Below are 12,964 nucleotides of genomic sequence, written 5' to 3'. Positions count from 1 at the left end.
CGGAAGCATCGGCGTTGGGTCGCGCGCCGCGTACAGGTATCCTTCACCCCATGAAGCCGGCCTTGGTGGCCGTCACAGTGAACCTGAAATGAGCGATACGCCTCCCGACCACCTGGCCATCAACCCGGCCAGCCCCCACCACGATGCGCAGGCGCTGGAGCGCGGCGTGGGCGTGCGCTTCAATGATGTCGAGCGCACCGATGTCGAAGAATATTCGGTCAGCGAAGGCTGGATCCGCGTGCAGGCCGGCAAGGCGCGCGACCGTCGCGGCAACCCGATGACGCTGAAGATCAAGGGTAGCGTCGAAGTGCGCTACCTCGACCTGAAGCCGCAGGCCTGAGGCCAACGCGGCGCCGCGACGGTAGCGCCGAGCCATGCTCGGCGGGCTGTATCAGGCACCGCGGCAAGAACCGCCGAGCATGGCTCGGCGCTACCGTGAGGGCATTGGCCCTCACTCCCTCTGCCGCGATTCCAGCAGGTCCAGGTTGCGGATCAACTTGCGTGATATCTCATCGGAGATCAGTCCGCGACGGGTCAGCCGGAACAGCTCCTCGCGTTCGGCGGTCAGCCCGGCGCCGCGCAGCTGGCGGTAACCGCGTTCCATCCGCCTGACCTTCTCCGGATCCGCATCCGGGCCATGCTCTTTTTCCAGGTTGCGCTGGTACAGCAGGCTCACCCGTGATGCCGCATCGTTGTACAGCTGCACGTTGTCGGTGGTCTGGTTCAGCACCAGCTGCTGGCGCATCCGCTCCACCCCGGCCAGCGCCGCCTTGGATGCCAACTTGCGCGCGACGTCCTCTTCCTTGCGCTCGCCCGAATCAGCAGGCAGCTGCAGGCCTTTCAACAACTGCGGCAAGGCCACGCTGGCGCCCACCAGCGAGAACAGGATTACCGCCGCGGCCAGGAAGATCACCAGGTCACGCGCCGGGAACGGATCGCCGCTGGGCAGGAACAACGGCAGGGTCAGCACGCCGGCCAGGGTGATCGCCCCGCGTACGCCGGCCACCGAGGTCGCCACCACGATCCGCCAGTTCGGCGCCTGGCGCTGCTCGTCGCCGCGACGCCGCGCGCGCAGCAGGTTCCAGCGCAGCGACAGCCATACCCACAGCAGGCGCAGCAGGATCAGCGCCAGGTTGATCACGATCACGTACACCGCCAGCCACCACGGACTCTGGTGGCCGCTCTCGCTCATCGTGGCCACGGCACGCTCCACGATGCCCGGCAGCTGTTCACCCAGCAGCACGAACATGATGCCGTTGAAGCTGAACTGCAGCATGTTCCACACCGCCGAACGCTGCACGCGCATGCTGCCGGACACGCGGCCGGTCAGCTCCACGTAGCTCATCGTGATGCCCGCCGCGACTGCCGCGAGGATGCCCGATGCGTTGATCTCTTCGGCCAGCAGATAGGCCGCGAAGGGAATCAGCAGGTTGACCAGCATCGCCGCGCCCGGCTCCTCGCCGAAGCGGCGCCACAGCCAACGCTGGAAGGTGGACACCCCCAGGGTCACCGCCACGCCGACCGCCAGCCCGGCCGCAGCCACCCACAGGAAGGTCATCGAGGCGGTGGCCAGCGAGAACGAACCGGTCATCACCGCGGCCACCGCGAAGCGGAAGCAGACCAGGCCGGAGGCATCGTTGAGCAGCGATTCGCCTTCCAGGATGTGCATCAGCCGCTTGGGGATCGGCGCCTTCGACGCGATCGCGCCCACCGCCACCGGATCGGTCGGCGAGATGATCGCCGCCAGCGCGAAGCACACCGCCAGCGGCATCACCGGGATCATCCAGTGGATCAGCAGCCCGGCGCCGATCACCGTGAAAATAACCAGTCCGAACGCCAGTTCCAGGATCGCGCCCTTGTCGCGGAACAGACCCTGCTTCGGAATGCGCCAACCGTCCAGGAACAGCAGCGGCGGCAGGAACAGCAGGAAGAACATGTCCGGGTCGAGATCGTGCCCGCGGTTGAATACACCGGCAATCACCGCGCCCAGCGCGATCTGCACCAACGGCAAGGGCAGCGAAAACGGCAGTACGCGGACCAGGTAACCGCTGGCCACGACGGCGACCAGCATCGCCAGGACCACTTCAATGGTGTGCATGCATCATCCAGATGACGGCGCCAACGGGGGAAGGATGGCCGTGCGACCAAGGCGCCAGTGACCGGAAAAAACTAGCACACCACGGCGATCAGGCCCACGCCTGCAGCGAGCGGACTCAGCGGGGCGACAGCAAACCACCGGCCCCGTCGAAGCGGTAGAGATCCATCGCCAGCATGCCGGCATCGATGCCCGCATCGATGCGTCGTGCCCCCAGCCCGCCCTCCCCTGCCGCGCCGATGGCGAAGTGCAGCGGCTGCAAGTGTTCATCGCTGGGATGCGCCTGCGCGGCACCCGGCGCCTGGGCCCGGTAGTCGAGCAGGGCATCCACGTCGTCGGCGGCCAGGCGCTGCTCCACCCAGCCGATGAACGGCCGCACGTAGGGCGCTTCCTTGCCGTCCTGGTAACGGCGGAAATCATGCAGGTTGTGGGTGATGCTGCCCGAGCCCACCAGCAGCACGCCCTGTTCGCGCAGCGGTGCCAGCGCCCTGCCCAGCGCCAGCTGGTGGGCCGGGCCCAGCTGCGGCTGCAGCGACAGCGGCACCACCGGGATGGAAGCGTCCGGGAACAGGAAGCGCAACGGCACCCAGGCGCCGTGATCCAGCCCGCGGCTGGGATCCAGGCGCGCCGGCAGGCCGGCATCCAGCAGCAGCTGCTGCACCTGGGCCGCCAGCTCCGGCGCACCCGGTGCCGGGTACTGCAGGCGATACAGCGCCTCCGGGAAGCCGCCGAAATCATGGATCGTCGGCGGCAGCGGATGCGCGCCCACCAGCGGATGCGCGCTCAGCCAGTGCGCGCTGGCCATGACGATGGCGCGCGGGCGTGGCAGGTCGGCCGCCAGTTCGGCCAGCCGCTGTCCGACCAATCCGGGCTGCAGCGCGGTCATCGGCGAACCATGCGAGATGTACAGGCTGGGCAGGCGGCTCATGGCGGACTCCTCGAAGGACACAGCGCCAGCTTATTGCCAGCAGCCCACGCGAGAAATACTGTGCTCCGAACCGGTTTGTTGCAGGGCAGAGACAATCGTAGATGCGAACGGCAGGATGGTAGCGCCGAGCCATGCTCGGCGAGCGCCAAGCGCGGTGCAGGCATTCCGCCGAGCATGGCTCGGCGCTACAGAACCACTTCCGCCGCGTCCAGCCGCTCGATCACCGTCTTCAGCGGCGCCGGCCGGCCGAGCAGGTAGCCCTGCACCTGGTCGCAACCGTGCGCGGCCAGCCACTGCAACTGCCCAGGCGTCTCCACGCCTTCAGCGATGATGGTCAGGCCCATGCTGTGGCCCAGCGACAACAGCGCGCGGCAGATCGAGGCATTGCGCGGATTGATCTCCACATCGGCGACAAAGCTGCGGTCGATCTTCAGGATGTCCAGCGGCAGGTGCTGCAGGTAGGACATGCTGGAGAAACCCGTGCCGAAGTCATCCAGCGACACGCAGATGCCCTGTTCGTGCAGCCGCTGCATGGTCTGCATCGCCTGGGCCGGCTTGCGCATCAGGCTGCTCTCGGTGAGCTCGACCTGCAACGCACCGCGTGCCAGCCCGAACTCCTCCATCGCGCGGCCAAACTCGCCGACCAGGTCGCTGTTGAAGAACTGCACCGCCGATACGTTCACCGCGATCGGCAGGTCGGCCCAGCCGGCATCCACCAGTTGCCGCTGGGCCTGCGCGGCAGCACGGATCACCCAGCGCCCCAACGCCAGGATCAGCCCGGTGTCTTCGCACAGCTGGATGAAATCGCCCGGCGGGATGAAGCTGCCATCGGCCTGCGGCCAGCGCAGCAGCGCCTCGAGCGCGGCCGGCGTGCCATCGCTGGCGTGGCAGATCGGCTGGAAATACAGCTCGAACTCGGCATCGATGGCGTTGTGGATGCGGCCAGCCAGCCGCAGCCGCTCGGCCAGCCGCGCGTTGACGCTGGGGTCGAAGCGCGCCAGCACATCACCTTCGGCGCGCGCGCTGTGCGCGGCCTGCGCCGCCATGCCAACCACCTGCGCCGCCACCAGCCCATCACCGGGCGCGTGCACGGCCACGCCGATGCTCGGCTCGAACTGGTGCAGCGAGTCCTGCCCGCGCACCGGCTCGGACACGATCTGCACCAGCGCATCCAGCGCGTTCTGCGCGTCATGCGCATCGCTGAAGGCGAACACGAAGTCTTCAGCCGGCTGGAAGGCCAGCCAGCCAAACCGCGCGCCCAGCCCGCCCAGCCGCGTGGCCATCGCCTGCAGCACCGCATCACCGATGTCATTGCCCAACGCATCGGAGATCAGCCGCAGCCCACGCAACTGGATGAAGGCCACCGTGTAGCCTTCGCCACACTCGTCCAACGCTTCGGCCAGCGCCCGCGTGTTGAGCAGGCCGGTCTGCGGATGGTGGCTGGCGTGGTAGGCCAGTTCACGCTCGTAGGCCAAGCGCTCGCTCACGTCTTCAGCGAGCACCAGGCAAGCCGCGCGTCCATCGAAATCCAGCCGCGAAAGATGCGCCCGCACCTCGAACACAGTGCCGTCCTTGCGCTGGTGCAGGCGGATTTTCGCGTCCTGCACCTCGCCGATGCGGGCTTCGGCGATCGCCCCGCGGATCTCTTCCCAGCCTTCGCGCGGCCGGATGTCCAGGATGCTCATCGCCAGGAATTCTTCGCGGGTATAGCCGTATTGGCTGACCGCGGCCTGGTTGACCTCCAGGAAGCGCAGCGTATCCGGGTCGAACACCCAGAACGGCGCCGGATTGCGGTCGAACAGCAGGCGGAACTGGCGTTCGGCCTGGTCGGCGCGCTCACGTGCCAGGTAGCGTTCGCTGATGTCGGTCATCGCACCGATCATCCGCCGCTGGCGATCGCCGATCATCACCCGCCGACCGCGTGCGGACACCCAGCGCACGTCGCCGCCCGGCAGCACGATGCGGAACACCTCATCCAGCACCGCATCACCGGCGAAAGCCCGGTCAAATGCCGCCTGCATGCGCACGCCGTCTTCGCGGTGCACGCGCTGGAAGAACTCGGACAACGGCAGCGCATCGACATCAACGCCGAAGATCTCGCGGGCCAGCGGCGACCAGTGCAGCTGGCAGGCATCTTCATCCACGTGCCAGGTGCAGACATGACCCACCTGATGGGCCAGCAGCAGCTCGGCGTGGCCGGTGCGCAGTTCCTCGGCCAGCACATGCTGGCGCCGCGCTGCACGGCCGACTCCCCACACCAGGCCGGCCAGCAGCCCGCAGTACAGCAGCAACATCGCCACCGAGGCGTACACGTAAGGCCACCATGCGGCCAGCACTTCGCGGTGGCCCAGTCCGGCGTACACCGCAAGCGGATACTGATGCAGCGTGCTCATCGCCGATATGCGCGCCACCCCGTCGACCGGGCTGGTTTCCACGCCCAGCGAACGCACCGCATCACTGCCCAGCGTCTCGCGGTGGGCCAACCCGAAGCGCTGCCCCACCACGTTGCCGTCCATCGGTGAGCGCGCCAGCACATGGCCTTCCACATCGCTGATCGACACCACCCCACGCGTGCCGATATCCAGCCCGCCGATGATCCGCTGCAGTTCACTGGTATGCAGGCGCACCAGCAGCCAGCGGTCCTGTTCCAGCTGCAGGGCCAGCGGCAGCACCCAGTTCAAGCCGTCGCGTCGCTGTGGCGGCCCCAGGTACAGGTCACTGCCACTGCCACGCCGTTGCCCGTCCACCCACAGCGGCAGCTGCAGGTCGCCGACGCCGCTGGTCAGCGCGCGGCCGTGCTGGTCCACCACCACGACGCTGTCCAGCTCGGCATGCCGGTGCAGCACGCCGGCGATGTTCTGGTCCAGCAGCTCCGGTGCCTGTTCGGGCACGCTGCGGAACAGTTGTGCAGCGTCTGCGCCGACGCCCTGCATCGCCCGTTCCAGGTTGCGCATCTCCAGCCACAGCAGGCGCTGGCTGCCCACGGCCAAGGTGCGGCTCTGGCGCTGGGCAACGTCCTGCCGGCGCTGGAAGTCACTGGCCAGCATCGTCGCCAGCCCGGCGGCGAACAACAGACCGAGCAGCATTCCACCCCACAACAGGGCACGCTGCGGCCGAACCAGCATGCGGCTCAGTGCGGCCATCGATGGCAACGTCGGCTGTGGTGGCCTGGTGCTCTCATGCGCTAACGTTTTCCTGTGATCCAGACCTAAGCGGCCGCGGATCGGCTTTCTTGACCGTGCTGTGCACTCTCCGGGGGTACCACGTCGAACGCGCTTCCTCCCGGCCCCGTCGTGCAGCATGCATCACGCCGATGACGACAGGAAGAGTGCCCGACCCTGTTCAGCCAGATCCGGCACACGCCGTCCCCGGTTTCGGTACGGTTGCCGTTGCAACCAGCCCCGCCAGCAGGGATTAGACTGGCGGTTTCCCGTCGCCCGAGTACTTCATGCCCACGTTGCGTCGCGCTCCCCTGCTGCTGGCGATCACCGCCAGCCTGTCCCTTTCGCTGGCTGCATGCAGCGGCGACACCCCGCCCAGCGCGCCCGTTGCGCAGCAGCAGGCAGCGGCCGCGCAGGCGCCCAAGCCGCAGCTGGGCAGTTTCGGTTTCGACGCCAACGGCATGGACCGCAGCATCGCCGCCGGCGACAACTTCTTTGATTTCGCCAACGGCACCTGGGTCAAGAACACTGAAATCCCGGCCGACCGTTCGCGCTTCGGCAGCTTCAACGTGATCGCCGAAAAGACCCAGGCCGACACCCGCGCCATCCTGGAAGGTGCCGCCAACAACGCCCAGGCCAGTGGCGAAGACAAGCTGATCGGCGATTACTACGCCGCCTTCATGGACGAAGCCGGGATTGAACAGCGCGGGCTGGCGCCGGTGCAGCCGCAGCTGCAGGCGATCGACGCACTGGCCGACAAGGCCGCCTTGGCGCGGGCGCTGGGTGCCGACGTGCGCGCCGACGTGGACCTGCTCAATGCCACCAATTTCTATACCGACCGCCTGTTCGGCCTGTGGGTATCGGTGGACCTGCTGCAGCCGGCACGCACCGCGCCCTACCTGGTGCAGGGCGGCCTGGGCCTGCCGGACCGTGACTTCTACCTGGGCGATGGCCGCATGGCCGAGCTGCGCAGGCAGTACCAGGAATACATCGGCCAGGTGCTGACCCTGGCCGGCGTTGCCGATGCGGGTGCCAAGGCGCAGCGCATCGTCGCCCTGGAAACCAGGATCGCCAAGGCGCACGCCACCCAGGAAGAAACCAACGACGTGGCCAAGGGTGCCAACCCGTGGACCCGCGAAGACTTCAGCGCCAAGGCACCCGGCATGGACTGGGCTGCGTTCCTGGAAGCGTCCGGACTGTCGCAGCAGCAGGACTTCATCGTGTGGCAGCCGAAGGCCGTTGCCGGCCTGTCGCGGTTGGTCGCCACCGAGCCGCTGGAGGCCTGGAAGGACTACATGACCTTCCACGCGCTTGATCGCGCAGCCCCTTACCTGCCGAAGAAGTTCGCCGATGCGCGCTTCGCCTTCCATGGCACCGCGCTGAGCGGCACCCCGCAGCAGAGCGATCGTTGGAAGCGCGCGGTGGACGATGCCAACCATGCCATCGGCGAGGCCATCGGCAAGCGTTACGTGGAAAAGCACTTCGATGCCAAGACCAAGGAACGTGCCGACGAGATGGCGAAGAACATCATCGCCGCCTTCGGCAAGCGTATCGATGCACTGGACTGGATGTCTCCGCAAACCAAGGCCAGCGCCAAGGCCAAGGTCGCGGGGCTGAAGGTCGGCATGGGCTACCCGGACAGCTGGCGTGACTACAGCGGCCTGGAGATCAAGCGCGATGATCCGCTCGGCAACGCGCAGCGCGCCGAGCAGTTCGAATACCAGCGCAACCTGGCCAAGCTGGGCAAGGCCCCGGACCACGGCGAGTGGGCGATGCTGCCGCAGACCATCAATGCGATGAACGTGCCACTGGAAAACCGCCTGGTATTCCCGGCCGCCATTCTGCAGCCGCCGTTCTTCGACGGTGCGGCCGACGATGCGGTGAACTACGGCGCCATCGGTGCGGTGATCGGCCATGAAATCAGCCACGGCTTCGACAACGCCGGCGCGCTGTTCGACGAAACCGGCCGGCTGCACAACTGGTGGACGCCGCAGGACCTGGAGAAGTTCAACGCGGCCGGCGACGCGCTGGCGGCACAGTTCAGCAGCTACGAGCCGTTCCCCGGCGTGCACGTCAACGGGCGCCTGTCGCTGGGCGAGAACATCGCCGACGTGGCCGGCCTCGGCACCGCCTACGATGCCTACCAGCTGTCGCTGCAGGGCAAGCCGGGCGAAACGCTGGAAGGCTTCACCCCGGACCAGCGCTTCTTCCTCGGCTTTGCCCAGGCATGGCGCAGCAAGAGCCGCGAACAGGCACTGCGCAATTCCCTGCTGACCGACGTACACGCGCCGGGCCAGTTCCGTGCGCTGACCGTGCGCAACCTCGATGCCTGGTATCCGGCCTTCGAGGTCAAGGAAGGCCAGAAGCTGTACCTGGCCCCGGAAAAGCGCGTCAAGGTCTGGTAAGCAGCAGGTCTGGTGGATGATCCGATCTGGTGGGTGATCCGGCCTGGTGGGTGACGACTGTCAGTCGTCACGCTCCCCCAGGCCACACCTTCAGCACCTCCACCCCGACCCCCATCCGCGCACACGCGCGGCTGGCGAGGCCATCCGGCAGCGCGCGGCGGAACAATGGCGCCGCGCCCTGCAGCACGCGCATCGAAGCGCGCGCCTGCAGTCGCTGCTTCGTCCCGTGCCCCAGCATCCCGCCTGCCCAGGGCGGCAACAAGGCCGCCGCCGCGCCCAGGAACACATCGCGCGAGAGGCCCGGCACCGGTACCGGCAGCCGCACCGACTGCAGTACCTGCAACACCTCGCGGGCCCGCTCATCCAGCCGCAGCTGCGGTTGCTGCAGCGCGAACCAAGCGTCCACGTCGGCTTCGCTGCGCGGCACGCCGGTGGCGCCCAAGGCCTCGGCCACGCGCCGGTATTCATCGTAGTAACGGTCGGCCAGCGGCCCGGGCACCGCACGCCCGTAGCGCCGGAAACCCTGCAGGAAACCATAGGCCTCGGTCACGTGCACCCACGTCAACAGCGCCGGATCATCCGCCGCGTAGGGCACGCCATCCACGCTGCCACGCACGTTGGCATGGATGCGGCGCACACGCGAAACCAGCTTTTCCACCTCGGCTGTCGGCGCGTAGGTGGTGCCAGCCACGAACGCGGTGGTGCGGCGCAGCCGGCCGACCAGGTCTTCGCGGAAATTGGAATGGTCATACACCCCGGCCAGCGCACGCGGATGCAACAGCTGAAGCATCAACGCGCACAGCCCACCAGCCAGCATCGAAGGCAGTTCGGCATGCACCCGCCAGGTCATGCTGTCCGGCCCGAACCAGCCAGGATCGCCCGCCGGGTGGTCATAGTCGATGCCACTCTGGCCGCGCGGGAAGGCGTCCAGTACCCAGCGGCGGATCGGGGCGGTCAGCGGAGAGAGCGGAGAAGACATGCGGCGGCTCGGGACTCGGCGGGTCAGCGCAGATTGCGCGTTTCCGGCCCATTGTCGGTCATCGGCGGTGACCTTACGCCTCACGTTGTCCGCCGCAGCCAAGGATGTGCGGCCGCAGCACGATTTCCACTGCGACATCTTGTCGCAGGGCATTCCGCCGATGCTGCATCGCATCACGCCCGTCGGCTGTCCACGTATTCATCCCGGCCGCCCCCGCGATCTTCGCGCCGCCCTTATTGCACGCCTCGCTGGAAGTGCTAGAACTGAATCCGCCTCACCGCTCAACGCATCGCCGCACGTTCCAACAGGGAGCCCGCCATGATTGCTTTGTTCAAAGGTCTAGGATTGTTGTTGCGCGACAACGAGCTGTACCACAGTCCGTTCGAAAAACAGGTCGCCCATTGGCGCGGCATGAGCGAACAGCAGATCCGCGACGAGGTCGCCGTGCTGGCGCAGGCGAAATGCCAGTGGCTGATGGCCTCCATCGTCGGCTGGCAGGCCTCCTCCCTGCTCATCCTCGGCCTGATCGCCAACTACCTGTGGCGCGATGACTTCCATATCACCTTCACCCGCGTGGTGATCATCATCGGTTCGTGGGTCTCGATCCTGTTCGTGATCTGGTTCATGGCCAACATGTTCGACCAGCAGGCCGGTTTCGAACGCTGGATGAAGGCCTTCAACAGCCGCGCGCGCATCACCTCCAGCGCCGACAGCGTGGAATGCGTGGCCGATGCGCTGGGCATGGCCGAGCACTATCCGGAAGTGCTGGATTACAAGCAGGCCGTCACCAGCCGGCGTGAGCTGCGCCACGAAGACATCCGCATCATGACCGAGATCGGGCGCATGCGGCAGCACAGCGAACTGGTCGGCCGCCTCAACCACGTCGGCGAAACCAGCAGCCACCGCGACCTCACCCTGCAACCGGCCTTCTGACGGTTACTGGCAGGGGACGCTGGCGCTGCTGCTGACGCAGCTCCTGAAGCCTTGCGGCAGGCCTTCGCGCTTCTGGGAGTGGCCAGCGCGGATGTCGAAGGCCTGCAGCCTGCCGCGTTCGCAGCGCTGCTGGCTGTCGCAGGTTTCCTTGAAGACCTGGTAATAGCAGCGCCCGCTGGCGCTGCGGACGCAGTTGAACGACGCGCTTTCCGCGCGCACCGAGGTGCGGCTGAACAGCTGGTCGATACCCTGTTCGCTGACGCGGGTGATCGAGGTGCTGGTGACCTTGTCCTGGCAACCGAACAACGACAGCAGGCAACTCAGCAGCGTGGTGAGATAACGCATGGCACGGTCCTTCCTTGTTGGCCCGGGGCGGCTTTACATGCCGCGGAACAGGCTCATGAACGGTTGACTGACGGTGAGCGTTTCAGGCCGGTCGCGCAGGCGCAGCACGCCGCGTCCGGTGTCATCGCGGCTGACCGCCGCCACGGCTTTCATGTTGACGATGGTGGAGCGATGCACCTGCCGGAACTGCCGCGCATCCAGCGCCTCCAGCAGCTCGCGCAACGGGGTGCGCAACAGGCTTTCCCCGGCCGCGGTAACCACCGTGGTGTACTTGTTGTCCGCGCGGAAATACACCACGTCTTCCAGCATGATCAGCACGGTATCGCGTCCATTGCTTGCAGTGATCCAAGCCAGCGGCGGGGTGTCGGCGTGCGGCTGCCCGTTGCCGAGGCGCTGCAGCAGCCGCTCCAGCACCGCATCGTCGTTGCGCGCTGAAGGCAGGCGCGCCAGCAGTCGTTCGCGCGTGGCCAGCAGGCGCTCGTCGCTGACCGGCTTGAGCAGGTAGTCCATGGCGCCCTGTTCGAAGGCATCAATCGCGTACTGGTCGTAGGCGGTCACGAACACCACCTGCGTGCGTGCGCTCAGCTCGCCCAGCGCGCGCGCCACCTGGATGCCGCTGATGCCGGGCATGCGGATATCCAGGAAGGCGATGTCCGGTTGCTTCTCGGCCAACTGCTCCAGCGCACTGGCGCCGTCTTCGCACTCGGCCACGATGCGCAGCTCCGGCCACAGCCGGCGCAACTGGTCCGCCAGCGCACTGCGCAGCAGCTCTTCGTCTTCGGCGATCAAGGCATCAAGCGGCATGGCGCGGCTCCTTGGCCACCTGCGGCAGGGTCATGGTGGCGGCCACGCCGCTGGGGAAGTTGGCGACGATCGCCACCCCCGCCTGCTCACCGCAGGTCAGGCGCAGGCGTTCGCGCAGGTTCTTCAGGCCGATGCCGGTACCGCTGGTGCCGTGGCCGAAGCCCAGGCCGTCGTCGGCCACGGTCACGGTGACGTGGTCATCGAAGGCCCGCGCGATGATCCAGATCGTACCGCCACCGGGCTTGGGTTCAAGGCCATGCTTCACTGCGTTTTCCACCAGCGTCTGCAGCGCCATCGAAGGCAGCTGCACGCGGTGCAGCGCATCGGGCACCTGCACCTCCACGCCCAACCGAGCGCCCATGCGGATGCGCAGGATTTCCAGATAGGCACGGGTACGCTCAAGCTCCACGCCCAGCGTGGACACCGACTCGTCCATGCTCGGCAACGAACTACGCAGGTATTGGATCAGGTGGCCCAGCATCACGTCCGCACGTGCCGGATCAGTGCGCGTCAGCACCTGCGCATTGGCCAGCGTGTTGTACAGGAAGTGCGGTTCCACCTGCGCGTGCAGCAGGTTCAGGCGCGCGACCGAAAGCTCTTTTTCCACGTAGGTCTGTTCGGCAGCGGCCTGTTCGTCGCGACGCTGGTCGGCCACGCGGCGGCTGACGGCCCGGGTCACGGCCTCGGCGTTCTCGTAGTTGCTGCCCTCATCCAGTGCCAGCAGGTCGGCCCACCAGCCGGCATCGGGTTCGAACAACAGCGTCACCGTGCTGGTGCCCTGGCCCGGGGTGATGGTCGCCAGGATGCTGTTGCGCTTGATCGCCAGCCGCGCCGGCAGGTTCCAGCGTGAAGGCTGGCGGCCATTCCAGGGATCCACCCGGCGCACGTAGGCACGTACCTGCAGGCTGCCTGCTGCACTCTCGATGTCTTCCACCCGCGGCAGTTCGGCAATCGCCGATTCCAGCAGGGCAAACGCCGGGCCGGCATCCATCGGCAGCTCGATCTGCCGCCGCTGGCGGCTGGACAGCGTGCTGCCGTCCAGCTTGCCGGCCACCAGCCACACCCGACGCACATGGGTGATCGCGCTGCCCAGCGCGGACAGCATCAGGAACATCGCCAGCAGCCCGAACACCCAGCCCGGACCATCGTTCATGCCGCTGAAAAGCCCGCTCCAGACCATGCCGGCCACGATCAGCGCCGCCGTCCAGGCCAACAGGTGTCGGAAGATCAAGGAGACGCTGGGGAACACGGAGGCGGCCTTCACGAAGGAATGGGCCGAGCATAGTGCGCCAGCCCACCACCGCAAGCATCCGG

Annotated in this window: 10 protein-coding genes; 3 read left to right on the top strand and 7 right to left on the bottom strand. The window is 67.2% G+C overall.

Going from position 1 to position 12,964, the window contains the following annotated elements; translation table 11 throughout:
- The first annotated feature begins 88 nt into the window (after positions 1-88).
- Entirely contained in the window at positions 89-340 is a 252-nt protein-coding gene (locus tag SOM47_RS09035; RefSeq protein ID WP_042612769.1) for a DUF3297 family protein, read from the top strand.
- 111 nt (positions 341-451) lie between these two features.
- On the opposite strand, the gene SOM47_RS09030 is transcribed toward SOM47_RS09035, so the two are convergent.
- The 3 genes from SOM47_RS09030 to SOM47_RS09020 form a co-directional block, all read right to left on the bottom strand.
- The gene (locus SOM47_RS09030; protein ID WP_042612768.1) at positions 452-2,098 is read right to left on the bottom strand and encodes a Na+/H+ antiporter; all 1,647 of its coding nucleotides are present in this window, start codon (positions 2,096-2,098) and stop codon (positions 452-454) included.
- Between the two features lie 115 nt (positions 2,099-2,213).
- Positions 2,214-3,023, bottom strand: coding sequence for a DODA-type extradiol aromatic ring-opening family dioxygenase (locus SOM47_RS09025; RefSeq protein ID WP_320505377.1), 810 nt, complete (start codon positions 3,021-3,023; stop codon positions 2,214-2,216).
- Positions 3,024-3,208: 185 nt separating this feature from the next.
- Complete coding sequence (locus SOM47_RS09020) at positions 3,209-6,166, bottom strand: EAL domain-containing protein (protein WP_080335058.1); 2,958 nt, start codon at positions 6,164-6,166, stop codon at positions 3,209-3,211.
- A gap of 305 nt (positions 6,167-6,471) precedes the next feature.
- Here SOM47_RS09020 and SOM47_RS09015 point away from each other — a divergent pair, with 305 nt between their 5' ends.
- A complete protein-coding gene (locus SOM47_RS09015; RefSeq protein ID WP_192084285.1) occupies positions 6,472-8,589 on the top strand; it encodes a M13 family metallopeptidase in 2,118 nt (705 codons plus the stop codon).
- Between the two features lie 67 nt (positions 8,590-8,656).
- Here SOM47_RS09015 and SOM47_RS09010 read toward each other — a convergent pair whose 3' ends face one another.
- On the bottom strand, positions 8,657-9,568 hold the full coding sequence (locus SOM47_RS09010) for an oxygenase MpaB family protein (RefSeq protein ID WP_192084284.1): 912 nt from the start codon (positions 9,566-9,568) through the stop codon (positions 8,657-8,659).
- 318 nt (positions 9,569-9,886) lie between these two features.
- Between SOM47_RS09010 and SOM47_RS09005 the strand changes: the two genes are divergently transcribed.
- On the top strand, positions 9,887-10,501 hold the full coding sequence (locus SOM47_RS09005; protein WP_042612764.1) for a hypothetical protein: 615 nt from the start codon (positions 9,887-9,889) through the stop codon (positions 10,499-10,501).
- 3 nt (positions 10,502-10,504) lie between these two features.
- Here the strand turns inward: SOM47_RS09005 and SOM47_RS09000 are convergent, their stop codons facing one another.
- The 3 genes from SOM47_RS09000 to SOM47_RS08990 are packed head-to-tail and all read right to left on the bottom strand — an operon-like array spanning position 10,505 to position 12,899.
- Positions 10,505-10,846, bottom strand: a complete 342-nt coding sequence (locus SOM47_RS09000) for a hypothetical protein (RefSeq protein ID WP_192084283.1) — start codon at positions 10,844-10,846, stop codon at positions 10,505-10,507.
- 33 nt (positions 10,847-10,879) lie between these two features.
- Positions 10,880-11,650, bottom strand: coding sequence for a LytR/AlgR family response regulator transcription factor (locus SOM47_RS08995; protein ID WP_192084282.1), 771 nt, complete (start codon positions 11,648-11,650; stop codon positions 10,880-10,882).
- Complete coding sequence (locus SOM47_RS08990; protein WP_192084593.1) at positions 11,640-12,899, bottom strand: sensor histidine kinase; 1,260 nt, start codon at positions 12,897-12,899, stop codon at positions 11,640-11,642. The genes SOM47_RS08995 and SOM47_RS08990 overlap by 11 nt, the downstream gene beginning before the upstream one ends.
- Positions 12,900-12,964: the final 65 nt, after the last annotated feature.

Source organism: Stenotrophomonas sp. CFBP8980, assembly GCF_034046095.1.
Classification (GTDB): domain Bacteria; phylum Pseudomonadota; class Gammaproteobacteria; order Xanthomonadales; family Xanthomonadaceae; genus Stenotrophomonas; species Stenotrophomonas lacuserhaii.
This window is presented reverse-complemented; position numbering and strand designations above follow the sequence as displayed.

Bases quoted from the DNA above. Each gene is read 5' to 3' on its own strand.
- SOM47_RS09030 (WP_042612768.1), bottom strand. From the start codon at position 2,098: ATGCACACCATTGAAGTGGTCCTGGCGATGCTGGTCGCCGTCGTGGCC.
- SOM47_RS09015 (WP_192084285.1), top strand. From the start codon at position 6,472: ATGCCCACGTTGCGTCGCGCTCCCCTGCTGCTGGCGATCACCGCCAGC.
- SOM47_RS09020 (WP_080335058.1), bottom strand. From the start codon at position 6,166: ATGGCCGCACTGAGCCGCATGCTGGTTCGGCCGCAGCGTGCCCTGTTG.
- SOM47_RS09035 (WP_042612769.1), top strand. From the start codon at position 89: ATGAGCGATACGCCTCCCGACCACCTGGCCATCAACCCGGCCAGCCCC.
- SOM47_RS09000 (WP_192084283.1), bottom strand. From the start codon at position 10,846: ATGCGTTATCTCACCACGCTGCTGAGTTGCCTGCTGTCGTTGTTCGGT.
- SOM47_RS08995 (WP_192084282.1), bottom strand. From the start codon at position 11,650: ATGCCGCTTGATGCCTTGATCGCCGAAGACGAAGAGCTGCTGCGCAGT.
- SOM47_RS09025 (WP_320505377.1), bottom strand. From the start codon at position 3,023: ATGAGCCGCCTGCCCAGCCTGTACATCTCGCATGGTTCGCCGATGACC.
- SOM47_RS09005 (WP_042612764.1), top strand. From the start codon at position 9,887: ATGATTGCTTTGTTCAAAGGTCTAGGATTGTTGTTGCGCGACAACGAG.
- SOM47_RS09010 (WP_192084284.1), bottom strand. From the start codon at position 9,568: ATGTCTTCTCCGCTCTCTCCGCTGACCGCCCCGATCCGCCGCTGGGTA.